This window comes from Streptomyces sp. NPDC005423, assembly GCF_040606415.1.
Taxonomy (GTDB): domain Bacteria; phylum Actinomycetota; class Actinomycetes; order Streptomycetales; family Streptomycetaceae; genus Streptomyces.
The window spans coordinates 1-24,639 of sequence record NZ_JBEXET010000019.1; the positions used below are offsets into that span (position 1 = coordinate 1).

Genomic DNA, 24,639 nt, shown 5'->3' on the forward strand with positions numbered 1-24,639 from the left:
CGTGGCCGACTCCGGCGTGGACGCCCTGGCCGTCGCCATCGGCAGCACCCACGCCATGACCACCCGCACCAGCACCCGGCGGGTGCCGCCGCTTCTCTCGTGGTCACGCCACCGCGTCCACCAGTCGGAACGCCGAGTCCGCGCGGTAGAGGCCGTTGTCCTGGTAGGGGTCCAGTTCGAGCTGGAAGTTCCGGTGGCGCAGGAAGCGGCCCGGGTAGTTCACCGACTCCAGCATGACGGCGCCGGAGTAGGCGGAGGGGCGGGGGCAGAAGGTGGCGTCCCCCTTGAAGAAGGACGAACCGTCGTCGCGCTCCGCGCGCAGGATGAAGTCGCGGTGGCGGAGATAGGCGCCCCCGGCCGTGGTGAAGGAGTAACAGGAGCTGTCCGCAAGGCCCTTGACCACTTCGAAGCCGGCGTTGTTCCGGGCGGAGGGCGAGTCGACCGGGTCGAGTTTGACGAGGCCGCCGGTCACCTGCCAGTAGCGGTCCGGGTAGTTGACCGAACGGATCGCCTGCCAGTCGGCCGAGGAATCCGACGAGGAGCCCGACGAGCCGGACGAACTCCTGTGGGACGAGGAGGACTTGGTGGGTGCGGGCGCCTTGGCCGACGCACCGGAGCCGTGCTCCGGGGAGGCGGACGGCGAGGACGGGGCGGACCCGGACCGCCCGGCCGTGGACGGGCGGTGGGCGGGCGCGGACGTCTTCTTGGACGGCGAGGCGAAGGAGAGCAGCCCCGGCCCGTCCGTGTCGACCGGCGCGGTGGTGTTCCGCGACCCGTCTGACGTCGCGTCAACTGCCTTGTCGTTCAAGAAGATCGCGGTGCCGCACGCCGCGATCGTGGCCACGGCGAGCGCGGCGGCCAGATAGAGGCGTCGGGTTCCAGGGGTCGGGGAGGTGTCCGGGCTCCAGTCGTTCTCCCAGGGACCGTTCTCCGGGGGCTGGGACGTGCTGTCTGGCATGCGCTGTTCCTCCAGCGGCGCCCAAGGCGACGGCCGTGGCATGAAAGCCAACTGTGTGAAGGCTGAAACACTAGTGGAGCCGGAGGCTGCCGAGCACCCCTTTCAGCGAGCGGTTTCTACGAGATCGCCGCGTCCTCCCCGAGCGGGCGGGACGGAGGGGATCCGCACCCGCGCGCACCGCCCCGCGCGGGTGCGCCGACCAGGCCGCCCGGTCCCCGAGACACCCCGTCCGCCGGTTCGCTCCCGTCGCCCCCGCCAGGCTAGGTTTTCCCCATGACCGACACGACTGCTGCTCGCACCACCGGCGCCGTTGCCGCCGGCCTGGCCACCATCGCCGCCGACGGTACCGTCCTCGACACCTGGTTCCCCGCGCCCGCACTCTCCGCCGAGCCCGGCCCGGCCGGTACCGAGCGGCTCTCCGCCGAGCGCGCCGTGGAGCTGCTGGGCGACGGTGCCGCGCGGGCGGTCGGACCGGACGTCCGCCGGGGTGTCGAAGTGATCGCGGTCCGTACGGTCATCTCCTCCCTGGACGACAAGCCGATCGACGCGCACGACGTCTACCTGCGTCTGCACCTCCTCTCGCACCGCCTGGTCCAGCCGCACGGCCAGAGCCTGGACGGCATGTTCGGCTTCCTCGCCAACGTCGCCTGGACCTCGCTCGGCCCGGTCGCCGTGGACGACGTGGAGAAGGCGCGGCTCAACGCGCGCGCCGAGGGCCTGCACCTCCAGGTGACCTCCATCGACAAGTTCCCGCGCATGACGGACTACGTCGCCCCCAAGGGCGTCCGTATCGCCGACGCCGACCGGGTCCGGCTGGGCGCGCACCTCGCCGAGGGCACCACGGTCATGCACGAGGGCTTCGTCAACTTCAACGCCGGCACGCTCGGCACCTCCATGGTCGAGGGCCGGATCTCCGCCGGTGTGGTGGTCGGCGACGGTTCCGACATCGGCGGCGGCGCCTCCACGATGGGCACGCTGTCCGGCGGCGGCAACGTCCGCATCACCATCGGCGAACGCTGCCTCATCGGCGCGGAGGCGGGTGTCGGGATCGCGCTCGGCGACGAGTGCGTCGTCGAGGCCGGCCTCTACGTCACCGCCGGCACCCGCGTCACCATGCCCGACGGCCAGATCGTCAAGGCCCGCGAGCTGTCCGGCGCCTCGAACATCCTCTTCCGCCGCAACTCGGTCACCGGCACGGTCGAGGCCCGCCCGAACAACGCGGTCTGGGGCGGCCTGAACGAAATCCTGCACAGCCACAACTGACCACAGCGAACCGTGAGTCGAGCGCCCACCCGGCTTCGGGGAGGGCGCTCTTCCGTCTCCCTGCCCCTCCGCGCATCGCGTCACCCCCGCCAAGACGCCCGCAATCGGCTCCGGTTGAAGGTCGGCGTCGGCTCAGGCGGCCACGAACTCCTCGTACACCGCCCGCAGGCCGTCGGCCGCCTCGCGGGAGGCGGGGCGCAGCGGGGCCCGGACCGGGCCCGCGGGCAGGCCGAGTCGGGACAGGAGGGCCTTGGCGGTGACGGTGCCGGGCAGGCCGGCCGACATCATCGCCTCGATGAGCGGGGTGAGGCGCTGCTGGAGGCGGGCGGCCGTACGGGTGTCGCCCGCGTCGAACGCGTCCAGGATCGCTCGCACCCGGTCCGGGACGACGTTCGCGACCGTGCTCACATACCCCGCCCCGCCCACCGCGTAGAGCGCCAGAACGTGCTCGTCGCATCCCGCGTAGTACGCCAACTCCGTCCGCTCCAGCACCTTCTGGATGCCGAGGAAGTCGTAGGAGCAGTCCTTGACCGCGACGATCCGGGGGTGTCCGGCGAGGCGGATCATGGTCTCGGGCTCGATGCGGGTGCCGGTGCGGCCCGGGATGTCGTAGAGGACGACGGGCAGGCCGGAGGCGTCGGCGACCTCCCGGAAGTGGGCCTCCACCGCCTCCTGCGGGGGCCTGCTGTAGTACGGCGTGACCACCAACCCCCCGTCGGCGCCCGCCTTCTCGGCCTCCAGGGCGAGTTCGACGGTGTGCCGGGTGTCGGCGGTGCCGACGCCCGTCACGAGGGGGACGCCGTCACCGACCGCCTCGCGGACGGCCCGGACGAGCGCCGACTTCTCCGCGTCCGTCGTGGTCGGCGACTCACCCGTCGTCCCGGAGAGCACCAGCCCGTCACAGCCCCGCGCGACCAGCCGTGCGGCGAGGCGCCGCGCCCCGTCGAGATCGAGTCCGCCGGTCTCGGTGAAGGGCGTGACCATCGCGCAGAGGGCGCGGCCGAAGGGCGGGGCGGGATGCAGGAGTCATGGGAGCAGTCTCGGCGCACCGACCGTACAGCTCCACTTAAATCTTCTACGGGGTACCGGTCAGTTCTGCTGTCGGGACGGGTGAGGAAACCCGATCCCTGTCGACGACCTGAGTCGCCTGGACAAACTAATTGTTCGGTGGGAGGGTGGACCCATGCTGGACGTCACCGTGATCGAGGACCCCGAGGCCGCGGTCGCCTCCCTGGACCCTGTGAGGGCCCGGCTGCTCGCCGAGCTGGCCGCCGGGCCCGCCTCGGCCACCATGCTGGCCGGGCGGGTCGGACTGCCCCGGCAGAAGGTGAACTACCACCTGAAGACGCTGGAGCGGCACGGCCTGGTAGAGCTGGACGGAGAGCGCCGCAAGGGCAATGTCACCGAGCGGCTGATGCGGGCGACCGCCGCGTCGTACGTCATCTCGCCGCTCGCGCTCGCCGCCGTGCAGCCCGATCCGGACCGGTTCCGCGACCAGCTCTCCGCGCGCTGGCTGCTGGCGCTCGGCGCCCGGCTGGTCCGGGACGTCGGCTCGCTGGTCACCGGCGCGGCCAGGGCCCACAAGCGGCTGGCGACCTACGCCCTCGACGGCGAGGTCCGCTTCGCCTCGGCCGCCGACCGGGCCGCGTTCGTCGAGGAGCTGACCGCCGGCGTGAGCGCCCTCATCCGCAAGTACGACGCAGGCGACGCGCGGGACGGCCGGGACCACCGGATCGTCGTCGCCGTCCACCCCACGGTCCGGCAAGAGCCGCGACCCCTTCCCGCACCGGATCAGCAGGACTGAGGAGTCAGCCATGCCCGAGGAATTCGAGATCGCCTACGAGTTCGAGGTCGACGCCACTCCGGAGGAGGTGTGGGCGGCCCTCACCGACGGCACCGGCGGCTGGCTCTGGCCGATGGAGTTCGACGGCGAGAACCGCGTCGGCCCCTTCGGCTCCACCCTGACCGCCTTCGACCCGCCGCACCGGCTCACCGCCCGCACCGAGGACGTCGGCTTCCCGACCCAGAGCCTCAACCAGATCGACGAGACCGTCGAGCCCCGCGACAACGGCCGCCGCGCCTGGGTGCGTTACGTGCACAGCGGGATCTTCACCGACGACTGGGACAACCAGTACGACGGCGCGCGCAGGCACAACGCCTTCTACCTGCACACCCTGCGGGAGTACCTGACGCACTTCGCGGGCCGCCCGGTCGCCTTCGCCACCCTGCACGGCCCCGGGGCGTCCACGGCCGCCGACGCGTTCACCGCCGTCGGACGGGCGCTCGGGCTCGGCGACGACACCGCCGAGGGAGCGCGGGTCCGGGCCCGCGGACCCGAGGGTCAACTCCTCGACGCCGTACTGGACTTCCGCAGCCCGTACTTCGTCGGCCTGCGCACCGGCAGCGCCCTCGTCCGCTTCTTCGGGCGCAACCACTGGGGTGCGCCGGTCGGCATCAGCGTGCACGACTTCGCGCCCGACGCCGACGCCAAGGCGAACGAACTCGCCTGGCAGGGCTGGCTGGACGGGGTCTTCGCCTGACCCTGGGGCCGTCGACCCCGTCCAGCCGCCCGGCCTGCTACGGCTGGAAGCGCAGCACCTGCGGGTCGTGGTCGCTGATCTGGTCGCGGAACTCCGAGTTGATGTGCACGCTGTCGTACTCGAAGCGGTCCTTGCGGATCGAGGGGCTGATCAGGATCTGGTCCAGGACCTGCTCGTTGCCCTGGTAGTCGTAGGTGTAACGCTCGTTCTTCGGCAGGGACTTGATCGCCGAGTACAGCTCGCCGTGCCCTTCCAGGATCTTCGCGGTGTCGGAGAACTCGAAGTCGTTCATGTCGCCGAGCGTGATGACGTCGGCGTTCTTCTGCGCGGCCAGGATCTGGTTCACGAAGGTGTTCACCGCCGTCGCCTGCGCATGGCGCTGGGTCTCCGAACCGCGGGTCACCGGCTGGTACTGCGCGGTCAGCCCCTGGTCGCCGCCCTTGGAGATCAGGTGGTTGGCGATGACGAAGACCGTGCGGCCCCGGAAGACGAACTCGCCTGCGAGCGGCTTGCGGCTGGCGCTCCAGGCCGCGTTGGCGGGGTCGATCCGGCCGGGGGACGCGGTCAGCTGCGCCTTGCCGTGCACCTTGGTCACCCCGACGGCGGTCGTGGAGTCGCCGCCCGCGCGGTCGGTGAAGGAGACCCGCTCCGGGTTGAAGAGGAACACCTGGCGGATGTTGCCGCCCGGCTCGCCGCCGTCCTGGTCGTTGACCGGGTCGATCGAGCGCCAGTCGTAGCGGGGACCGCCGGCCGCGACGATCGCGTCGATCAGCTTGTTCACCGTGACGCTCGCGTCGACCGTGCCGTCGTCGGTCGCCCCGTTGTTGTCCTGGATCTCCTCCAGGGACACGATGTCGGGCGACTCCAGGTTGTTCACGATCGCGGAGGCGTGCGCCGCGAAGGTGGCGTCCGAGGGGTCGAGGTTCTCGACGTTGTACGTCGCGACCGCCAGCTGGTTCTTCGACTGCTTCTTCGTCGTCTCGCGCTCCAGACCGCCGCCGCGCACGGTGCCGATCTTGTTCGCCACGAGGGTGTAGCCGCCGAACTGGTTGTAGTCCAGAGGGCCGTCCGTGACGCCCGCGAGGGTGTCGCCGACGTTCACGGCCGGGAAGTCCGCCGTCGCGCCGAGGGACTGGATCTGCAGCCGCCCGGTGTTCTGCGAGGTGTAGGAGCCGTAGACCGTGCCGCCGCGCCGACTGGCGTTCTCGTGCGGCTTCACCGTGACCCACAGCTCGCTGTACGGGTCGGTGCCGGTGACGACACGTGTGTCGGCGACCTGGACGTTCATGCCCTCCAGGGACTCGTAGTAGTCCAGGGCGTACTTCTTCGGCAGCAGGGTCAGGGCGTTGATCGAGCCGTTCGCCGCGGTGTCGCCGGCCGGGGTGTAACGGCCGGGCACCGAGCGGGAGTTGATCACGGTGGCGGCCGGTACCGCGTTGCCCTTGGAGACCACGGTGACCGTCGGCTTGGTGATCTCGGTCACCGACTGGTTGCCCGAGGAGGTACCCCCGGGGACGTACTCGGAGACCGTGCCGGAGACGGTGACCGAGTCCCCGGTCGCCACGGTCGGGGCCGAGCTGGTGAAGACGAAGACGCCCTCGCTGGTCGCCGGGTCGGCGTCCGGGTTCGGGTCCTGGAACCAGAAACCCTTGGACGAGCCGTAGGTGCGTACACCCGTGACGATGCCGGGCACGTCCGTCACCTTCTGGCCGGCGTAGGCAGAGATGCGGGTGGCGCCCTGGATGTCGTGGATGTGCACCGAGTCCGCGTGGGCGGGCGAGGTGAGGACGACCGCGGACGCCGCGGAACAGACGGCGGCGACGGTGAGTGCGGCGAGACGCGAGGAAGACTTGCTCGGCAACGGAATCCCTCCGGGGACAGACATGGGTGCCGGGACGAGGTGCGGGAGAACCAGGACTGAGAACTGCCGGAACTCGGAACTGCGGGAACTGCCAGAACTGCCAGAACTGCCAGAACTGTGAGCACACGGTGTGCCACCACGATGATGGGGGTCGCCACCGTGGAACAGGAGTGACGCGCGTAGAAAATACGGTGAACAGATGTCCAGTAGATTTCTACGCGCGTCAATCTCCTGCCTGCCGAAGCCAGTTGTCAAGGTTTCGGCCATGCACACCTCCCAGCCCCCAGATGAACCGGGCGGCATGGGGCGATATCCGTCTAGGCTGAGCGGCTGAGTCACGTACGGCCTTCGAGGCGCCCTAGGAGAACAGCCGATGTCAGACAGCTCCCCCCTGCCGCCGGTGCGGTTGCACCCCGAAGCGGAGCTGGCGCGCGACGCGCTGTCCACGCCCTTGCTCGCGCGGGCCGCGCGGCTCGCCCGCTGGGCCGGCCCGGAGACCCGCGTCGACGCAGGTGGCGGGCTGGTGGAGGAGCAGCTGCCGGCCGCCGCCGAGGCGCTCGGGCTGAGCGGCGAGGAGGCGGCGGCCGACGCCAGTGAGGCCTGGCGGGTCGCCGTGGACACCGGACTGGTCGAGATCGTGGACGAGGAGGAGGGCACCGTGGCGGCCGGCGAGGAGCTGGCGCTGCTCACCGCGGGCTCGCCGCACGACGTGCTCGCGGTCTGGCTGGCCGCCCTCGACGCCGTGCTCGCGGACGCGAGCGTGCCCGATCTGGACGGTCTTGTCGAGGCCATGGACGAGGGCGGCGAGGTCGATTTCGCGTCACTCGACTGGGACCCGGAGGCGGAGGCCGACTTCCTCGACGGGGTGCTCGGCAACCTCTACCTGCTCACTGTCAGCGAGGACGGTCCGGGCGACGGCCCCGTCCCGCTGCCCGCCCTCGCCGCGTCGATGATCGTGCCCAGCGACATGGGGGAGCCCACCAACGACGTGCTGGAGCAGGTCTCCGACGCGATGATGCGGCTGGACGACCAGTTCCGGCTGCTCGAACCGGTCGGGATCGTCGCGTACCAGCCCGTCGACGAGGCGCTGATGGCCGACCCCGACGACACGGCCGGGTCCGGCGCCACCGCGGAGGGGGCCTCGGCGCCGGTCGACGAGAGCGATGTCGCGCGCTACGGCATGGTGCGCCTCACCCCGCTCGGGCTCTACGGGCTGCGGGCCCGGCTCCTGGAGGCCGGCTTCGCGGCGCCCGCCGTCGGCGAACTCGTGGACAAGGGCGCGGACGCGCTGCTCGACGGGGTGACGGTGTTCCCGCCGACGGCCGCCAGGGCCGAGACCGAGCAGTGGCTGGACCGCCGTGAACCCCTGCCCGCCGCACGGGAGTTGCTGGCCGCGGCCCGGGGTGCCGACGCCGGTGCGCCGGTGCGCAGGCTGTACTGCCAGCAGGCGCTGTCGCTGGTCGGTCCGGCGGCCGAACCGGCGCTGCGCGAGGTGCTCGACGACCCGGAGCTGGGCGGCCTCGCCCGGGTCTGGCTGAGCGAGCGGGGCCTGCCCGACGTGCCGGTCCCGTCCGAGGAGCTGGTGTTCTGGCTGACCGTCGACACGATCGCCGCGCAACTGGCCGCCGAGGGCAACTCCGAGGAACTGCAAGCCCTGGTGGAGGGACTGGCCCAGCGGCACAGCGGGTTCTTCGCCGCCGCCTGGCGGGTGGACCACCCCGCGACGGCCGACGTCCTGGAGGCCATGGGGCGGCTGCACCCCGACAAGCGGATCGCCAAGGAGGCCAGGAAGGCGGCCTTCAAGGCCCGCTCCCAGCGGGGGAATTGACGCGGGCGCCCTGAAGACCGCCCATGACCTGGGCGTTTTTGGGAATCCTGGCGGAGTGCTTACGGATTCATGGAAGTAAGCCCGGTGCGGTCGGCTGGTGTTCAACTCCCGTTCAGACACGGGCGGGACGGTGGCGCACGAGGGCCGCCGGCCTCCACGGCACCCCACCGTCACAGGAGACTCCATGTCGCTCACCCGCAGGGACTTCACCGCGAAATCCGCGCTCACCGGCGCCGGGGTGGTGCTGGCGGGCAGCGTCGGCGCCCTCGCCACCGCGCCGAACGCCCTCGCGTCCACCGAGACCACCACCGACCGCGAACCGGAGACGGCCCACCACGGCGTCGGCTACGGGCCGTTGGTGCCCGACCCCGACGGCCTCCTCGCCCTGCCCGCCGGCTTCACCTACCGCGTGATCACCTACAGCGGCCGGACCAAACTGGAATCGGGGGAGTTCACCCCCTCCAACCACGACGGCACCTCCACCTTCGACGGCCCCCGCGGCACCACCCTCCTCGTCAACAACCACGAACTGGCCGGACCCCGCGCCAACTGGAAGTACCCGGTGCCCCTCACCGAAGGCCTCGTCTACGACCCCGCGGCCTCCGGCGGCTGCACGGTGGTGGAGGTGCGCCCCGGCGGCCAGGTCGCCGAGTGGGTCGGCATCGCCGGCACCGCGACCAACTGCGCGGGCGGCAACACCCCTTGGGGCACCTGGCTCACCTGCGAGGAGACCGAGGACAGGGCCGGCTCCAACGGCATGACCAAGGACCACGGCTACGTCTTCGAGGTCGACCCCGAGGACCGCCGCGCCAACCGGAACCCCCAGCCGATCAAGGCACTCGGCCGCTACGCCCACGAGGCCGTCGTCGTCGACCCGCAGCGCGGCCATCTCTACCTCACCGAGGACGCCGCCAACCCCAACGGCCTGCTGTACCGCTGGACTCCGCCGGCCCACTTCCGGCACGGCCGCGGCCGGCTGCGCACCCTCGCCGCCGGCGCGGGCGTCCTCCAGGCCTTCAAGTGCTTCGACTCCGGCGGCACGTTCGTCGACGACCTCTCCCGCGCGACCAAGATCGGCACGGTCTACGGCGTCGACTGGGTCGACGTCCCCGACCGCGACGCCACGTCGGTCTCCGTCCGCAAGCAGTTCACCACCGGCCAGGTCACCCGCGCCCGCAAGCTGGAGGGCATGTGGTGGAGCGACGGCGGCACGTACATCGTCTCCTCCTTCGCCCGCACCGAGAGCCCCGTCCAGCACGACGGCGCCGTCTGGTTCTACGACCCCAAGCGCCGCACCCTCACCCTCAAGGTGCTGCTCGGCGTCAACCCCGACCCGTCGGCCGACGGCGCCTTCGACGGCCCCGACAACATCACCGTCTCGCCCTACGGCGGCCTCGTCATCGCCGAGGACGGCGAGGGCGTCCAGCACCTGTTCGGCGCGACCGACAGCGGCCGTACCTACCCCATCGCCCGCAACGAACTCAATCTCGGCACCGAAGAGGCGCCCGAATACAGCGAGTTCACCGGCGTCACCTTCTCGCCCGACGGCCGCACCCTGTACGCCAACATCCAGACCCCCGGCATCATGCTGGCCATCACCGGCCCGTGGAAGCGCCAGCGGCGCGGCTGACTCATCGGCCGGCTCAGGGGGTGACCCCCCGTGTCGGTTCCGCCGACCTTGCTGTCGGGAGGCGTGGCTCCGCACCGGCGCGCCTTCGCCGATTCCGGTCCCTGACCGCCGCGGGCGCCCCTGACCCGGGGGCGCCGCGGCGGTCGTAGGACCGCTGGTCACAGGGCCTGCGCGGACGGCTTCACCATGCCTCGCACCGTGCGGGACTTCACGAAGTCGCCCATCGCGGTCATGTCCCACTCGCCGGAGAACTGTCTGATCAGCTTCGCCATCATCACGCCGGTCTGCGCCTCGGCGTTGGTGAGGTCGAAGCGGACCAGCTCCTCGCCGGTCGCGGCGTCCAGGAGACGGCAGTAGGCCTTGGCGACCTCGGTGAACTTCTGGCCCGAGAAGGAGTTGACCGTGAAGACCAGGGCGGTCACCTCCTGCGGGAGGCGGCCGAGGTCGACCACGATCACCTCGTCGTCACCGCCGCCCTCGCCCGTGAGGTTGTCGCCGGAGTGCTTCACCGCGCCGTTCAGGATCGACAGCTTGCCGAAGTAGCAGCTGTCGACGTGGTTGCGCTGCGGGCCGTAGGCGATGACCGAGGCGTCCAGGTCGATGTCCTTGCCGCGGAACGCCGGCTCCCAGCCGAGGCCCATCTTGACCTGGGAGAGCAGCGCACGGCCGTCCTTGACCAGGGAGACGGTCTGGTTCTTCTGGAGGCTGACGCGGCCCTTGTCGAGGTTGATCTTCCCGGCGCCGAGCGGGGGCGCGGCGGGCGGCGGCGGGGGAGTCACGGCGGCCTGCGGCACCGGCGGGGCCTGCGGCGCGGGGGGCGCGGGCGGGGTCTGCGGCACGGGCGGCGCCACCGGGGTCGAGGCGGGGGCCGGCTCCTCCACCGTGACGCCGAAGTCGGTGGCGATGCCCGCGAGGCCGTCGGCGTATCCCTGGCCGACGGCGCGCGCCTTCCACACGCCGTTGCGCAGATAGATCTCCACCACGACCAGAGCCGTCTCCGTGCCGAGCCGCGGCGGCGTGAAGGTGCCCAGCACGCTGTTGTCGTCCGCGTCGCGGATCGTGGCCGTCGGTTCGATGCCCTGGAAGGACTGGCCGGCCGCGTCCGGACTCGCGGTGACCACGATCTTCTCGATGCCCGGGGGTACGGCGGAGGTGTCGACGGTGATCGCGTCGGGCGCCGTACCGCCGCCCGAGCGGTAGGTCACGCCCGGGCCCGCGGGCTGGTTGTAGAAGATGAAGTCGTCGTCGGAGCGCACCTTGCCGTCGGCGGTGAGCAGCAGGCCCGAAACGTCGAGCCGTACCGGGGCGGCGACGTCCACCGTCACGCGCGCGGCGGAGAGAGGGATGTTCGAGCCGGGGGTCATAGCTGTCATACCGGGAGAACGAGCGACATGGCTTTGCCGTTCCCTTACCCGCCGGTGCCGTGGCGCGAGGGCGAAGGAGAGGGGCGGGTCCCCCGCGACGTCCGGGGCCGGACGGTGCGGGGGACGGTCGGCGTGCGGCCGTTCGGCGGGGGCCGGCGTGCGGCCGTCGTCGGTGATCGGGACGCGTCCGTCCGTGTACCGGCCCCCGCCGCGGTCAGTTCAGACTCACCACCGTTCCCGCGCCGTTGGCGTACTCGATCCACGCCGTCGACCGGACGTCCGCGGGCAGGCCGGACCAGGAGGCGGTGAGGTCCAGGGGGGTGCCCGGGGTTGTCGTGGTCTGCCTGGGTGTCACGGCGAGCGTGCCCGTCGGGACGCTGTCCGCGGTGACCTGGTTGTCCTGGTACACGTACGGTGTGGTGGCGGCCGTGGGGGTTCCGGTCTCCACCGCCAGGACGGCGACGAGGTACGTGCCCGCGTCGGGCTTGGGCAGGACGACGTCCGCGACGCCGTGGGCGTCGGGCAGGACGACGTTGCCCTCCTGGAGGGTTCCGTCGATCCAGCGGCCGTAGACGATTCCGGTGAGCGCGGAGGACGGGTCGAACTTCACGCTGAACTCGGCGGCCTCGGTGCCCCCGGCTATCACCGGGTGGTAGTCCTGCTCCTCGGTCCCGGTCAGGGTCCCGTGGACGGGTGGCGCGGAGACCGGGCCGTAGACCGTCGCCGTCAGTGACGTCGAGGCCGGCGTGACCGAGTAGGACAGCTGTCCGGCGGCGCCGCTGCCGGTCACCAGCTGGGGCGCCCGTACGGTCTGCGGGACGACGACGACCGGACTGCGTACGGCGGTACGGCCGGACGTCCAGGTCAGCGAACCGGTGTCGGTGACGCCCACGCGCGCGGCGGTGACGTCGAAGCGGACGGTGAAGGTGCGCCGCTGGCCGGGTTTCGTGAAGTGCAGGGTGGCCGGGCTGACCGTGGCCTTCACCCCTGGCAGGTCGACGGCGACCCGGTAGGTGCCCGGGGTGACGGCGGTGACGGTGCGGGTCACGGTCTGGCTGCCGAACAGGTCGCCGATCGCGATGGACGCCGAGTTGAGGTCACTGGCGTCGAGGGCCTTCGTGCCGGTGCCGGTGTCGATACCCAGGCCCTCCAGGTAGCCCAGCCAGTCCTCTTCGGTCGAGTCGTAGACCAGGCCGGGTCGGAGCATCGCCCGCGTCTCGACCTCGCCGGCGCCCTGCGCGAAGGCGTCGTCGCTGTCCTTGCCCTCGGGCGACTTCGTGGGCGTGGCGGTGGTCATCATCGCCGACTTGACGGCCATGGGTGACCAGGCGGGGTGCAGGCCCAGGTACAGCGCGGCGAGGCCGGATATGTGCGGTGCCGCCATGGACGTACCGGAGTAGAAGTCGAAGGAGCGCCCGCTGTTGGTCGGCGGGGCGACCGCGGCCAGGATGGAGACGCCGGGGGCGGTGATGTCCGGCTTGAGGATGTCGCCGTTGCTCGCGGTGGACGGGCCGCGCGAGGAGAAGGCGGCGACCTGCGGGTACGGGACGTCGCTGCCGCCGGTGACCAGGCCGGCGGTGGCGCCGTCGGTGGCCGCGTAGGCGCGCACGGTCGTGGAGTCGGGGGTGTTCAGGTGCACGGTGGGCACGCTGTGCAGGTCGCCGTCGGTGCTGCCGTCGGTGAGGTTGACCAGCACCATGCCCAGGCCGCCGGCCCGGCCGACCTCGGCGGACTTGGCGACCCGGGCGTTGACGCCGCGGTCGCACACCACCAGCTTGCCCGCGGTCTTCGCGGGGTCGAGCGTGCCCTCCTCGCAGAGTGCGGCGTCGGCGGCGGCGGCCGAGTCGTTCTTCAGCGACACCGCCCGTACCAGCGGCGCGGGGCCGACGGTCCGGGTGACGGTGGTGCTGATGCCGGTGTAGCGCTCACCGTTGCCGAGTACGACCGTGGCCTTGTGCGGCGCCACGGTGCCGGCCGCCACGGTGGTCGTCCAGGGCGCGGTGTTGGACAGTGTGCTCGCTTCGGGGCCCGAGTTGCCGCCGGCCGTGGAGACGAACACCCCGGCGGCCGCCGCGTTGCGGAAAGCGGCCTGCACCGGGCTGTCGGGGGCGTCCTCCACAAGGCCGCCGACCGAGTAGTTGATCACGTCGACGCCGTCGGCGACGGCCTGGTCGATCGCGGCAACGATGTCACTCGTCAGACCGCCGCTCTGGGTTCCGTCCTTGCTCTCCCACAGCGCCTTGTACACCGCGATCGCCGCGCCCGGCGCCACACCGGAGACGGTGCCGAAGTCCCGTCCGGCGACGCGGGCTTGGACGTTCGCGTCGCCCGCGGCGGTGGAGGCGGTGTGGGTGCCGTGGCCCTCGCCGTCCCGGGGCGAGACGTAGTCGGCGCGGTTGGACTCCGGCACCGTTTTCAGCCAGCCGTCGCCGTAGTAGCGGGCGCTGACGATCTTCTGGTTGCAGTCGGCGGCGGTGAAGTCGTCACCGGTCTGGCAGGTGCCGGTGAAGGTGGTGCCGTCGGCCTTGCGCATGACGGTGGTGGTGCCGCGCAGGTAGGGCCGGTACCGGTCGGAGGCCGCGGCGGACGGCTTGGCGGTCTTGAGTTCGGGCGCGGCGAAGGAGGCGCTCTCGGGCCAGATGCCGGTGTCGATGTCACCGATGACGACGCCGCGGCCCGCCTTCGCGGTGCCGCCGAGCGCCGCCCACAGGCCGCTGCGGCCCGAAAGGCCCATGAAATCAGTGGAGTTGGTGTCGTCCGTCACATGGAGCAGAACGTCGGGCGTCACCGAGGTGACGCCCTTCGCCACGGTCAGCCGCAGGACCTGGGCGGGGGTCAGCTGGGCGGCGAAGGTGTCGCTCGCCACCGCGTAGTGCCGACTGACCTCGGCACCCACCTTGTGTGCCGCGGCGGTCTGTTCGTCGAGGAGATGGGCGCGGTAGCGGCGGGCGGCGGACGTGCCGACGTCCACCTTGGCGTCCTTGGCCGGCCTGGTCGCTGGGATGCCGTCGACGCCGCCGGCGTAGGTGGCGATCGGCTGGTCGGTGAGGGTGACGAGATATCGCCCCGCGACCGGACGGGCGGGGCCGGTCGTGGTACCGGAAGCCGCGGCGGGGGCCGCCAGTGCCGGTGCGGCCAGCGGCGAGGCGGCCAGCAGCAGAGTGGCCACGACGGTACCGGCCGTGCGGCGTGCTGGGCGTGCTGGGCGTGCTGATCTTCGTGACGGAGATGCCACGGGACTCCTCCCAGGTTCGGGCATGAAGGGGAGAGAAGCGAGCGACGCTCGCTTCTCCAAGAGCCGTGCGGGAGACGGCAGTTCGCACCACTGCTGGGGCGTGTGATGCCGGATGTGACAGAAGTGAACGCCGGGTGATCACTTGTTGTCCAGACAATCCCGTGGCGTCTTTGGCACTCTGTCCAAACACGCCACCCGTGCCGCACGTGCCACCCGGCCACCCCGGCCGTAGCGGCCAACGCCCTTCACCCGGAAGGCAGTTCATGCTGGACGCGCTCGGCATCAGCACCTTCGACGAACATGTCTACCGCGCCCTGCTGACCGGGCCGCAGACCACGGTCCGCGAACTCTCCGGTGCCGTGGACGCCACCGTCGCCCGCACCGTGCACGCCCTCAGGCGCCTCGCGGGCCTGGGACTTGTCCGGCGCACCGGTCCCGGCCGCTGGGAGGCGGCGGGGCCGCAGTCCGCGCTCACCGCGCTGGTCAACCGGCGCCGTTCGGAGGCGGAGACGGCCTTCACCGACGCCGAGGCCATCCTGCCCGACCTCAACCGCCTCTACCGCACCGGCCGGTTGCAGACCGACCCGGGCAGCCTCGTCGAGGTGCTGACCGGCCGGGAGACCGTGGCCCGGAAGGTCGAGGAGCTGAGCCGGTCCGTCACCGCCCACTTGTGGACGCTGGACAAGCCGCCCTACCTGGAGCCCGTCGGCGAACCAGGGTTCAACGACCAGGAGACGGCCACCACCCGGATGTGGCTGGGGCGTGGAGTCGAGGTGCGTACGGTCTACTGCCGTGAGTCGCTGGAGCCCCCGGGCCGCTTCCGAAGTCTGCTGCACCTCGCGTCCCTGGGCGAACAGGCCCGGCTGCTGCCCCGCCTCCCGTTCAAGGCACGGATAGTCGACCGCCGAATCGCGCTGGTGCTGCTCGTCGGCGGGAGCCAGGACAGCATCGCCGTCGTGCACCCCTCCGGCCTGCTCGACGCCCTGATCGAACTCTTCGAGGCCTACTGGGACCGGGCCGAACCCCTCGACCCGGCCCCGGCGCCGGCCGAGGCGGAGCCGCCGGGCGCGAGACCGGGCGAGGATGAACTCCTGCTCCTGCGCATGCTGCACGCCGGCTACAAGGACCATGCCATCGGCCGTCAGCTCGGTATCAGCACCCGCACCGCCACCCGCCGCGTCGCCGCCCTGATGCGCACCCTCGACGCCCGCAACCGATTCCAGGCCGGCGCCGCCGCCTACGCCCGTGGCTGGCTCTCCTGAGCCGGGCCACAGCCGGTCGGCCGCGAACCGCAACCGCAAACCGCAACCGGCAACCGGCAACCGAACCGCCAACGCGGCCGGGCCGCGGGCCGGGGACCCGCTACGGCACCACCACGATCTTCCGCCCCACCCCCGCCGCGAACTGCTCCAGCGCCTCCGGGTACCGCTCCAGCTCGATCCGGTCGCTGATGAACACCTCCGGATCGAGCACCCCGTTGGCGAACAGCTCCGCCGCCCGCTCGAAGCTGTGCAGCACCGCCATCGAGCCGGTGATGGTGATCTCCTGGTTGTAGATCCGGTACGGGTCGATCGACACCCGGGTCGCGTAGTCGGCGACCCCGAACTGGAGGAACGTGCCCGCCTTCGCGACCCGGTCCAGACCGTCCTGGATGGCCGCCGCGTTGCCGGTCGCGTCGATGACGAGGTCCCAGCCCTGCGGCCGGTCCAGCTCGTCCGCGCCGGCCGCCGACCCCGAGACGCCGAGCTTGCGCGCCGTCTCCAGCCGGGCCGGATTCAGGTCGACCACGTCCACGCTCGCCGCGCCGGTGCGCTTGGCCAGCTCCAGCATCATCAGGCCCATCGTCCCGGAGCCGTAGATCAGCACGTGCGCGCCGAGCCGGGAGCGCAGCACGTCGTAGCCGCGCACCGCGCAGGACAGCGGCTCCACCAGGGCGGCGTCCTGGGTGCGTATGTGCTCGGGCAGCTTCACGCAGTTCGCCACCGGGGCCACCGCGTACTGGGCCGCGCCGCCCGCCGTGGTGACGCCGATGGCGGCCCAGCGTTCGCAGAGGTTGTTGTGGCCGTTGCGGCACTGCCGGCACTCGTGGCAGTACAGCGAGGGGTCGACGGCCACCTGGTCGCCGACCGAGACCTCGGTGACCCGGGTGCCGGTCGCGACGACCTCGCCCGCGAACTCGTGGCCGGGCACGATCGGCAGCTTGGGCGCGAACTCGCCCTGGAGGATGTGGAGATCGGTGCCGCACAGCCCGCAGGCCGCGACCTCGACGACGACCTCGCGGGGGCCGGGCGTCGGGTCCGGGACGTCGGCGACGACGGCCCGGCCCACGGACTCGATGACGGCGGCCTTCATTTCACGGCTCCCAGCGACAGGCCCTGGACGAGTTTGTCCTGGGCGGCGAACCCCGCGGCGAGCACCGGCAGGGAGACGACGAGCGACGCGGCGCACACCTTGGCCAGGAACAGACCCTGGCTGGTGATGAAGCCGGTCAGGAAGACGGGCGCGGTCTCGGCGGCCACACCGGTGAGCACCCGGGCGAAGAGCAGTTCGTTCCAGCTGAAGATGAAGCAGATCAGGGCGGTCGCCGCGATACCGGGGAGGGCGATCGGGGCCACCACGCGCGCGAGGATGGTCGGCAGCCGGGCGCCGTCGATCTGCGCCGCCTCGATCACCGCGACCGGGACCTCGGCGAGGAACGACTGCATCATCCACACCGCGATCGGCAGGTTCATGGAGGTGTAGAGGATGACCAGGAGCCAGATGTTGTCCAGCATCCCGGTGTTCTTCGCGAACAGGTAGACGGGCAGCAGACCGGCCACCACGGGGAGCATTTTGGTGGAGAGGAAGAAGAACAGGACGTCGGTCCACTTCTTCACCGGCCGGATCGACAGCGCGTAGGCCGCCGGGAAGGCCAGCAGCAGCACGCAGAGCGTCGAGACAAGGGACGCCACCGTGGAGTTGATCAGCGCCGGCCAGGGGCTCGCGCCGCCTCCGGTGCCGAAGAACTCCCGGTAGCCGTCGAGGGTGAAGGCGGCCCCGAAGGACGGCGGGTTGGTCGCCGCGTCGGTCTCGGAGTGGAACGACGTCAGCGCCATCCAGGCGATGGGCAGGAAGAACACGATGCCGACCAGCCAGGCCACCAGGCCGAGGCCCGATCCCTTACGGCCGGCTCGCACGCGTACGGCGACGGTGCTCATGCGCGGGACACCTCCTCGCGGAACAGGGACGACACCACGCGCAGGGCGAAGGTCGCGATGATGATCGAGCCGATGACGACCAGGACGCCGGCCGCCGAGGCGAGACCGTTCTCGTGGGCCTGGTAGAAGCTCTGGTACACGGTGTAGGGCAGGTTGGCGGTGCCGAGGCCGCCGGAGGTGATCGTGAAGACCGCGTCGAAGTTCTGCACGATGTAGATCGAGCCCAGCAGGGCGCCCAGTTCGAGGTAGCGGCGCAGATGCGGGAGGGTCAGATAGCGGAAGACCTGCCAGGCGTCGGCGCCGTCCACCTTCGCGGCCTCGATCTGCTGCTGGTCGCGGCTCTGGAGTCCGGCCAGCAGGATGAGCATCATGAACGGCGTCCACTGCCAGACCAGGGAGGCTTCCACGGCGAGCAGCGGGGTGCGGGAGATCCAGTCCGGCTGGGGGCCGCCGACATAGTGCAACAACCCGTTGAGCAGGCCGTATTCGGGGTTGTACAGCACATGCTTCCAGAGCAGGGCCGCGGCCACCGGCACCACCAGGAAGGGGGCGATCAGCAGGGTGCGGACCACGCCCCGGCCGCGGAACCTTTGGTCCAGGAGCAGCGCGAGCAGCAGGCCGAGGACCAGGCTGGCCAGCACCACCGACACCGTGAGGAGCACGGTCGTCCACACCGAGTGGCGCAGGTCGGCGTCGTTCAGCACCTGGCGGTAGTTGTCGACGCCGGTGAAGTGACGGGCCTTCGGGTAGAGCGCGTTCCAGTCGAAGAAGGAGATGAACAGCGTTGCCACGAAGGGCAGTTGGGTGACAACGATCATGAAGACCAGGGCGGGCAGCAGCGGGGCGCGGGTGGCCCAGGCGCGCAGCCGGCCGGACGGCGTCCGTACGGTGCGGGCGGGAGTGGCGGCCAGCGGGGCCGTTGTGGTGGCGGTCATCGTCCCTCGTACTCCTTGGCGATCTTCTCGGCGAGTTGCTGGGACTTCCTCAGGGCCGAGTCGACCGACTGGCGTCCGGCGATGGCCGAGCTGATCTCCTGGGAGACCTTGGTGCCGAGGTCGGTGAACTCCGGGATGTCGACGAACTGGATGCCGGGTGCGGGGCGCGGCTGCACGCCCGGGTCGTTGGGCCGGGCCCCCTCGATGGCCGCCTTCGTCATCTCCTGGAAGGCCGCGGCCTCCTTGCGGTAGTCGGCGTTGGTGTACGTCGAGGCGCGCTTCCCGGCCGGGACGTCGGACCAGCCGTCCGTGGCGCCGACCAGTTGCTCGTACTCCTTGCCGGACGCCCAGGAGACGAACTTCCAGGCCTTGTCCGGGTTGTGCGACGCCTTCTGGATGCCCCAGGCCCAGGTGTAGAGCCAGCCCGAGGACGGCGTCTTCTCCACGGGGGCGGGCACGTAGCCGAGCTTCCCCTTGACCGGGGAGTTGTCCGCCTCCAGCGATCCGGCCGCGGAGGTGGCGTCGTACCACATGGCGACCTTGCTCTGGGTCATGTTGTTGAGGCACTCGGCGAAGCCGGACTGGGCCGCGCCGGACTCGCCGTGCTTGCGGACGAGGTCGACGTAGAACTTCGTCGCCTGCTCGAAGCCCGGGGAGTCCAGCTGCGCCTTCCAGTCCTTGTCGAACCAGGTGCCGCCGAAGGTGTTCACGACGGTGGTCAGGGGCGCCATCACCTCGCCCCAGCCGGGCAGTCCGCGCAGGCAGATCCCCTTCATGCCCGGCTTCGCCCCGTCGGCCTTGGCGGCGAGGTCCGCCACCTGGGTCCAGGTGGGGTGGGCCGGCATGGTGAGGCCCTTCTCGGCGAACACGTCCTTGCGGTAGATCAGGAAGGACGACTCGCCGTAGAACGGCTGCCCGTAGAGCTTGCCGTCGTCGGCGGTCAGCGCCTGGCGCATCGGCTTGAGGATGTCCTGCTCGTCGTAGCCGTGGTCCCTGCTGACGTAGGAGTCCATCTCGTGCAGCCAGCCGTTGCGGGCGTACATCGGGATCTCGTAGTTGGAGAGGGTGGCCACGTCGTACTGGCCCGCCTGGTTGGCGAAGTCCTGGCTGATCTTGTCGCGGACGTCGTTCTCGGGCAGGACGGTGAAGTTGACCTTGATGCCGGTCTCTTTGGTGAAGTGGGCGGCGGTGAGCTTCTGCAACTCGGTCATCTGGGGGTTGTTGACCATCAGGACGTTGATCGAGTCGCCGCCTGATCCGGCCCCGCCCGCTCCGACCCAGCAGCCGGAGAGCAGCGGGGCGAGCAGCGTCCCTGCGGCGGCCAGGGCGAGCGTTGCTCGCGAGGGCCGTCGTCGGCTCTGGGTTCGCATGGATCGCTCCAGGAGATAAGGGGAGATTTGTGGCATGAAGAGGGTGTGAAGTCGCCCTACGGGGAGGTGGGTTGGATGTCCCGAGGAGGCTAGTGGGGCGCGATGGAATTTCAGACGCGGATGACCTGCGGCCCCAGAAGTGCGTAACGATGGGCCTCGGCCGACGGGAGCAGGGTGCTGGTGACGATCGCCTCCAGGGCGCCGACTTCGGCGAACCGGCAGAAGCTGACCGCCCCGAACTTGGTGTGCACGCCCGCGAAGACGGTGCGCCGGGAGGCGCGCACGGCCTGCGCCTTGACCTCGCTGACGGCGGGGTCGGGCGTGGTCAGTCCGTGTTCCCGGGTGATGCCGTTGGCGCCGATGTAGGCCAGGTCGACGACGAAGCCGGCGAGCATCTTCGTCGTCCAGTGGTCCACGGTCGCCAGCGTGCCGTGGCGGACCCGGCCGCCGAGCAGCAGCACGGAGGTGTTCTCGGCCTCGGCCAGCACGCCGGCGACCGGCAGGGACGCGGTGACCACGGTCAGCGGCCGGTCCCGGGGCAGGGCCTCGGCGATGAGCTGCGGGGTGAAGCCCTCGTCGACGAAGACGGTCTCGGCGTCCCCGAGCAGTTCGGCCGCGGCGAGCGCGATCCGGCGCTTCTCGGGCACCTGGCTGGTGGCGCGGAAGGCGAGGGTCGTCTCGAAGCCGGCGCTCTCCACGGGATAGGCCCCGCCGTGCGTCCTGCGGACCAGCCCGTGGTCCTCCAGGGCGCGCAGGTCACGCCGTACGGTCTCCTTGGCCACGCCGAGTTCGGCGGCGAGCGCGGCGACATCGACCGCGCCGGTGCGCCTGGCGGCCAGCACGATCTCCCGCTGCCGCTCCTCCGCGGTCCGCGCGCTCATGGCCGACACCTCCCTTGCTGTCGCTCACTCCTGCCCGTTCGGGCCCGGTGGGACCCATGGGGGAAGTTGTACAGGCGGTGTGCGGCACTGACCAGGCTTGTTGCACGCCCGATGCTGCCCGGGTGTGCCCGTTTGCCGGGCGACGGCCCCGGGCCGGACCTGCGTGGCTGCGGGACGAGGCGGGGGAGCGGGCAGCGTCCGTGCCCGCATACGCCGGCGGACGGGCCCGTTCGGTGCCCGCCCGCCGCTTCGGAACGCGTTTTCCCGTCAGTACGGCCAGATCGGCGGGTCGTTCACGAAGTGGCCGCCGAGGTAGGCCTGGGCCACGTTCTCCGGGTCGAGCTCGCCCTGTTCGGCGATGAGCTTCTCGGCGAACTGCTCGGAGTCGTCCCGGGGTTCGTAGCCGAGGGCGCGCGCGGTCGACAGGTCCCACCAGAGCCGGGTGTTGGCGGAGGAGCCGTAGACGACGGTGTGGCCGACCTCCTCGGCGGTCAGCGCCGCGTGGAAGAGGCGGGCGCCGTCGGCGGGGCTCATCCAGACGGACAGCATGCGGACGCTGCTGGGCTGGGGGAAGCAGGAGCCGATGCGGACCGAGACGGTCTCCACGCCGTGCTTGTCCCAGTAGAGCTGGGCGAGGTCCTCGCCGAAGGACTTGGACAGGCCGTAGAAGGTGTCCGGGCGGCGCGGGGTGTCGACCGGGATGAGCGGGGCGCCGTCGCGGGGGTACGGGGTGAAGCCGACCGCGTGGTTGGAGGAGGCGAAGACGACGCGCCGTACGCCCTCCTCGCGGGCGGCCTCGTAGAGGTTGTGGGTGCCCTCGATGTTCGACTTGAGGATCTTGTCGAAGGAGGCTTCCAGGGAGATGCCCGCGAGATGGATGATCGCGTCGACGCCCCGTACGGCCTCGCGGAGCGCGGCGCGGTCGGCGAGGTCCGCGGTGATCGCGTCCGGTTCGCCCTCGATCGGGCGCAGGTCCAGCAGCCGCAGGTGGTAGCCGAAGGCGGGGAGCAGGTTGCGCATCAGGGTGCCGAGTCCGCCTGCGGCGCCGGTGAGCAGAACGGTGCGGGGAGCGGGCATCCTTGGGTCTCCTCGGGTCGACATGGACACAGGGCCCGACACAGAGTCCGGTCCATGGATGATATTCACATGCATGGACAAACTAGGGACCTGTGCCGCACCCGTCAAGTGTGGCGCGGACCTGGGAAATCCGCTCGCCTCTTGCTCATTTCCCTGCTTGACCCATCCTGAGAGGGCTCCATAGGGTGGGCTTGTTCAGAAATGTGGACGTTGATCAGAACGTTGATCCGACGACGTACGTGCCTGTCAAGGGAGAGCCCGTGACGCCAGCCCCTCTCGCCGCCCGGCTCAGTGTCCCCAGCGGGCCGCTGTTCTTCCCCGTCACCGCCTACGGCCCCGACGGCTCGCTCGACCTCGACGTCTACCGCACGCATGTGCGCCGGGGCGTCGAGGCCGGTGCCGCCGCCGTCTTCGCGTGCTGCGGCACCGGGGAGTTCCACGCGCTGCTGCCCGAGGAGTTCGAGCGGTGCGTCCGGGCCGCCGTCGAGGCGGCGGACGGCCGGGTGCCGGTGGTCGCGGGCGCCGGCTACGGCACCGCGCTCGCCGTACGGTACGCCCGGCTCGCCGAGGCGGCCGGCGCCGACGGGCTGCTCGCCCTGCCCCCCTACCTCGTCCTCGCCGGACAGGAGGGGCTGCTGCGGCACTACCGCGAGGTGGCCGCGGCGACCGCCCTGCCCGTCATCGTCTACCAGCGCGACAACGCGGTCTTCACCCCCGCGACGGTGGTCGAACTCGCCCGTACCGAGGGCGTCATCGGCTTCAAGGACGGCCTCGGCGACCTCGACCTGATGCAGCGGATCGTGAGCGCCGTACGCACCGAGGTCCCCGGCGACTTCCTCTACTTCAACGGACTGCCCACCGCCGAGCAGACCCAGCTCGCCTACCGGGGCATCGGGATCACCCTCTACTCGTCCGCCGTGTTCTGCTTCGTACCCGAACTCGCGCTCGCCTTCCACCGGGCGCTCGCCTCCGGCGACGACACCACCGCGCACCGCCTGCTGGACGGCTTCTACCGGCCGTTCGTCGAACTGCGCGCCCAGGGCCGCGGCTACGCGGTCTCCCTTGTCAAGGCGGGGGTACGGATGCGCGGACTCGACGTCGGCGAGGTCCGGCCGCCGCTGCACGAGCCCGCCGCGGAACACGTCAAACAGCTCGCCCGGCTGATCGAGCGCGGTCACGCGCTCATCGAGGAGGAGAAGTGAAGGCGTCCGCGTTCCTTTACCCCTGGGACGTCGTCGGCGACCCGGAGGCGGCGCACCGGACCGCCGCGCTCGGCGTCCGGCAGGCGACCCTCGCCGCCGCCTACCACTCCACGCGCGCCCTGACCCCCCGCCACCCGCGCCACCGCGTCGTCACCGCCGAGCACGCGGCCGTCCTCTACCCCCCGGACGACCGCTGGGCGGCCCGGACCCCGCGCCCGTACCCGGCCGGCGACTGGGCGCCCGGTGACGCCTACGGCGAGGCCGCCGCCGCGCTCGCGGACGCGGGTCTGGAGGTGCACACCTGGGTCGTCCTCGCCCACAACTCCCGTCTGGGCGCCGACCGTCCGGACACCTCCGTGGTCAACGCCTACGGCGACCGCTACCCCTGGGCGCCCTGCATCGCACAGCCCGCCACGCGCGCGTACCTCGTCGACCTGGCCGCGGAGGCGGCGGTACGGCCCGGTGCGCGCGGCACCGAACTGGAGTCCCTCGGCTGGTACGGCCTCGCCCACCTGCACGCCCACGACAAGACCGGCGGAGTCGCGCTCGGCGACGCCGGCCAGTACCTGATGTCCCTGTGCTTCTGCCCCGACTGCCGGCAGGGCTACGGCGAACAGGGCCTGGACGCCGACCGGTTGGCGGTTGACGTACGGAACGCGCTGGAGCCGCTGTGGCGCGGCGCACCCGCCGACGACGGCTGGCCCGGGGTCGAGAAGCTCCTGGGCGAGGCCGCCGCGACGGCCACGCGCGCGTGGCGTGACGAGCGGGCCCGCACCCTCCAGGAGGCCGCCGTCGGCGCGGTCCGGGCCGCCGCGCCCGTGGGGTTCCAGGTCCTGCTGCACGCGGACCCGTGGTCGTACCACTGCGGCGCCAACGCGGGCGTGGACCCGGGGCACATCCTGTCCGTGGCCGACGGCGTGGTCGTCCCCTGCACGGGCGGCGCGGAGCTTCTGACGCCCTTCGCCGCCCAGGACCGCCCGGACGCCGTGCTGGCCGCCAACTTCACCATCGTCTCCGGCATGGGCGGCCACCCCGTGACCCTGCCGGCCGACGCGGCCAGCGCCCGCGCCCTGGGAGCGACCGAACTCCGGCTCTACCACGCCGGGTTGGCCTCGGACGCCGACCTGGGCGCGGTACGCGGGGCGCTCGCGACGCTGTGAGGCGCGGGGCCCTGCCGCCGCCCTGCCGGGCCGGGGCCGCGGTGACCGCCGCTACCGGCTGTCGTACGCCGTGCGGATCCGGTGCGGGTACGGCCGATGAGTTCTGTGGGCGACCGAACTCCGGCTACACCACGCCGG

Annotated in this window: 19 protein-coding genes; 8 read left to right on the forward strand and 11 right to left on the reverse strand. The window is 71.5% G+C overall.

Annotation, left to right across the window (positions count from 1 at the left end; genetic code table 11):
* Window positions 1-103: 103 nt before the first annotated feature.
* The gene (locus tag ABZT12_RS20735) at window positions 104-958 is read right to left on the reverse strand and encodes an AbfB domain-containing protein (protein ID WP_356386310.1); all 855 of its coding nucleotides are present in this window, start codon (window positions 956-958) and stop codon (window positions 104-106) included.
* Between the two features lie 273 nt (window positions 959-1,231).
* Between ABZT12_RS20735 and dapD the strand changes: the two genes are divergently transcribed.
* A complete protein-coding gene (dapD, locus tag ABZT12_RS20740) occupies window positions 1,232-2,221 on the forward strand; it encodes a 2,3,4,5-tetrahydropyridine-2,6-dicarboxylate N-succinyltransferase (protein ID WP_356386312.1) in 990 nt (329 codons plus the stop codon).
* A gap of 132 nt (window positions 2,222-2,353) precedes the next feature.
* On the opposite strand, the gene dapA is transcribed toward dapD, so the two are convergent.
* A complete protein-coding gene (gene dapA / locus ABZT12_RS20745) occupies window positions 2,354-3,205 on the reverse strand; it encodes a 4-hydroxy-tetrahydrodipicolinate synthase (RefSeq protein ID WP_356386315.1) in 852 nt (283 codons plus the stop codon).
* A 199-nt stretch (window positions 3,206-3,404) separates the two neighbouring features.
* Here dapA and ABZT12_RS20750 point away from each other — a divergent pair, with 199 nt between their 5' ends.
* Complete coding sequence (locus ABZT12_RS20750) at window positions 3,405-4,025, forward strand: helix-turn-helix domain-containing protein (protein ID WP_356386317.1); 621 nt, start codon at window positions 3,405-3,407, stop codon at window positions 4,023-4,025.
* 10 nt (window positions 4,026-4,035) lie between these two features.
* The gene (locus ABZT12_RS20755) at window positions 4,036-4,761 is read left to right on the forward strand and encodes an SRPBCC domain-containing protein (RefSeq protein WP_356386320.1); all 726 of its coding nucleotides are present in this window, start codon (window positions 4,036-4,038) and stop codon (window positions 4,759-4,761) included.
* A 37-nt stretch (window positions 4,762-4,798) separates the two neighbouring features.
* Here the strand turns inward: ABZT12_RS20755 and ABZT12_RS20760 are convergent, their stop codons facing one another.
* Window positions 4,799-6,622, reverse strand: a complete 1,824-nt coding sequence (locus ABZT12_RS20760; protein WP_356386323.1) for an endonuclease/exonuclease/phosphatase family protein — start codon at window positions 6,620-6,622, stop codon at window positions 4,799-4,801.
* Window positions 6,623-6,995: 373 nt separating this feature from the next.
* Here ABZT12_RS20760 and ABZT12_RS20765 point away from each other — a divergent pair, with 373 nt between their 5' ends.
* Entirely contained in the window at window positions 6,996-8,450 is a 1,455-nt protein-coding gene (locus ABZT12_RS20765; protein WP_356386326.1) for a hypothetical protein, read from the forward strand.
* A gap of 184 nt (window positions 8,451-8,634) precedes the next feature.
* Window positions 8,635-10,080 (forward strand): alkaline phosphatase PhoX, encoded by a 1,446-nt coding sequence (locus ABZT12_RS20770; protein WP_356386329.1) that lies wholly within the window; start codon window positions 8,635-8,637, stop codon window positions 10,078-10,080.
* A 158-nt stretch (window positions 10,081-10,238) separates the two neighbouring features.
* Here the strand turns inward: ABZT12_RS20770 and ABZT12_RS20775 are convergent, their stop codons facing one another.
* Complete coding sequence (locus ABZT12_RS20775; RefSeq protein WP_356386656.1) at window positions 10,239-11,444, reverse strand: TerD family protein; 1,206 nt, start codon at window positions 11,442-11,444, stop codon at window positions 10,239-10,241.
* Between the two features lie 214 nt (window positions 11,445-11,658).
* The gene (locus ABZT12_RS20780) at window positions 11,659-14,613 is read right to left on the reverse strand and encodes a S8 family serine peptidase (protein WP_356386332.1); all 2,955 of its coding nucleotides are present in this window, start codon (window positions 14,611-14,613) and stop codon (window positions 11,659-11,661) included.
* A gap of 329 nt (window positions 14,614-14,942) precedes the next feature.
* On the opposite strand from ABZT12_RS20780, the gene ABZT12_RS20785 reads away from it, so the two are divergent.
* Window positions 14,943-15,941, forward strand: a complete 999-nt coding sequence (locus ABZT12_RS20785; RefSeq protein WP_356386334.1) for a LuxR C-terminal-related transcriptional regulator — start codon at window positions 14,943-14,945, stop codon at window positions 15,939-15,941.
* A 100-nt stretch (window positions 15,942-16,041) separates the two neighbouring features.
* Here ABZT12_RS20785 and ABZT12_RS20790 read toward each other — a convergent pair whose 3' ends face one another.
* The 6 genes from ABZT12_RS20790 to ABZT12_RS20815 form a co-directional block, all read right to left on the reverse strand.
* Window positions 16,042-17,031 carry a zinc-dependent alcohol dehydrogenase family protein gene (locus tag ABZT12_RS20790; RefSeq protein ID WP_356386337.1) on the reverse strand — a complete coding sequence of 330 codons (990 nt, stop codon included), beginning with the start codon at window positions 17,029-17,031 and terminating at the stop codon, window positions 16,042-16,044.
* Window positions 17,028-17,876: a carbohydrate ABC transporter permease gene (locus ABZT12_RS20795; RefSeq protein ID WP_356386340.1), complete on the reverse strand. Its 849-nt coding sequence runs from the start codon at window positions 17,874-17,876 to the stop codon at window positions 17,028-17,030. Before ABZT12_RS20795 ends, ABZT12_RS20790 begins: the two co-directional genes overlap by 4 nt.
* Complete coding sequence (locus ABZT12_RS20800) at window positions 17,873-18,811, reverse strand: sugar ABC transporter permease (protein ID WP_356386343.1); 939 nt, start codon at window positions 18,809-18,811, stop codon at window positions 17,873-17,875. The genes ABZT12_RS20795 and ABZT12_RS20800 overlap by 4 nt, the downstream gene beginning before the upstream one ends.
* The gene (locus ABZT12_RS20805) at window positions 18,808-20,181 is read right to left on the reverse strand and encodes a sugar ABC transporter substrate-binding protein (RefSeq protein WP_356386345.1); all 1,374 of its coding nucleotides are present in this window, start codon (window positions 20,179-20,181) and stop codon (window positions 18,808-18,810) included. Before ABZT12_RS20805 ends, ABZT12_RS20800 begins: the two co-directional genes overlap by 4 nt.
* Window positions 20,182-20,291: 110 nt before the next feature.
* Window positions 20,292-21,062: a DeoR/GlpR family DNA-binding transcription regulator gene (locus ABZT12_RS20810; RefSeq protein ID WP_356386348.1), complete on the reverse strand. Its 771-nt coding sequence runs from the start codon at window positions 21,060-21,062 to the stop codon at window positions 20,292-20,294.
* Between the two features lie 267 nt (window positions 21,063-21,329).
* Window positions 21,330-22,139 (reverse strand): NAD(P)-dependent oxidoreductase, encoded by an 810-nt coding sequence (locus tag ABZT12_RS20815; RefSeq protein WP_356386351.1) that lies wholly within the window; start codon window positions 22,137-22,139, stop codon window positions 21,330-21,332.
* A gap of 260 nt (window positions 22,140-22,399) precedes the next feature.
* On the opposite strand from ABZT12_RS20815, the gene ABZT12_RS20820 reads away from it, so the two are divergent.
* Entirely contained in the window at window positions 22,400-23,341 is a 942-nt protein-coding gene (locus ABZT12_RS20820) for a 5-dehydro-4-deoxyglucarate dehydratase (protein ID WP_356386354.1), read from the forward strand.
* Window positions 23,338-24,501: a hypothetical protein gene (locus ABZT12_RS20825; protein ID WP_356386357.1), complete on the forward strand. Its 1,164-nt coding sequence runs from the start codon at window positions 23,338-23,340 to the stop codon at window positions 24,499-24,501. Before ABZT12_RS20820 ends, ABZT12_RS20825 begins: the two co-directional genes overlap by 4 nt.
* Window positions 24,502-24,639: the final 138 nt, after the last annotated feature.

Bases quoted from the DNA above. Each gene is read 5' to 3' on its own strand.
- ABZT12_RS20735 (WP_356386310.1), bottom strand. From the start codon at position 958: ATGCCAGACAGCACGTCCCAGCCCCCGGAGAACGGTCCCTGGGAGAAC.
- dapD (WP_356386312.1), top strand. From the start codon at position 1,232: ATGACCGACACGACTGCTGCTCGCACCACCGGCGCCGTTGCCGCCGGC.
- dapA (WP_356386315.1), bottom strand. From the start codon at position 3,205: ATGGTCACGCCCTTCACCGAGACCGGCGGACTCGATCTCGACGGGGCG.
- ABZT12_RS20750 (WP_356386317.1), top strand. From the start codon at position 3,405: ATGCTGGACGTCACCGTGATCGAGGACCCCGAGGCCGCGGTCGCCTCC.
- ABZT12_RS20755 (WP_356386320.1), top strand. From the start codon at position 4,036: ATGCCCGAGGAATTCGAGATCGCCTACGAGTTCGAGGTCGACGCCACT.
- ABZT12_RS20765 (WP_356386326.1), top strand. From the start codon at position 6,996: ATGTCAGACAGCTCCCCCCTGCCGCCGGTGCGGTTGCACCCCGAAGCG.
- ABZT12_RS20770 (WP_356386329.1), top strand. From the start codon at position 8,635: ATGTCGCTCACCCGCAGGGACTTCACCGCGAAATCCGCGCTCACCGGC.
- ABZT12_RS20775 (WP_356386656.1), bottom strand. From the start codon at position 11,444: ATGACCCCCGGCTCGAACATCCCTCTCTCCGCCGCGCGCGTGACGGTG.
- ABZT12_RS20785 (WP_356386334.1), top strand. From the start codon at position 14,943: ATGCTGGACGCGCTCGGCATCAGCACCTTCGACGAACATGTCTACCGC.
- ABZT12_RS20790 (WP_356386337.1), bottom strand. From the start codon at position 17,031: ATGAAGGCCGCCGTCATCGAGTCCGTGGGCCGGGCCGTCGTCGCCGAC.
- ABZT12_RS20795 (WP_356386340.1), bottom strand. From the start codon at position 17,876: ATGAGCACCGTCGCCGTACGCGTGCGAGCCGGCCGTAAGGGATCGGGC.
- ABZT12_RS20800 (WP_356386343.1), bottom strand. From the start codon at position 18,811: ATGACCGCCACCACAACGGCCCCGCTGGCCGCCACTCCCGCCCGCACC.
- ABZT12_RS20805 (WP_356386345.1), bottom strand. From the start codon at position 20,181: ATGCGAACCCAGAGCCGACGACGGCCCTCGCGAGCAACGCTCGCCCTG.
- ABZT12_RS20810 (WP_356386348.1), bottom strand. From the start codon at position 21,062: ATGAGCGCGCGGACCGCGGAGGAGCGGCAGCGGGAGATCGTGCTGGCC.
- ABZT12_RS20815 (WP_356386351.1), bottom strand. From the start codon at position 22,139: ATGCCCGCTCCCCGCACCGTTCTGCTCACCGGCGCCGCAGGCGGACTC.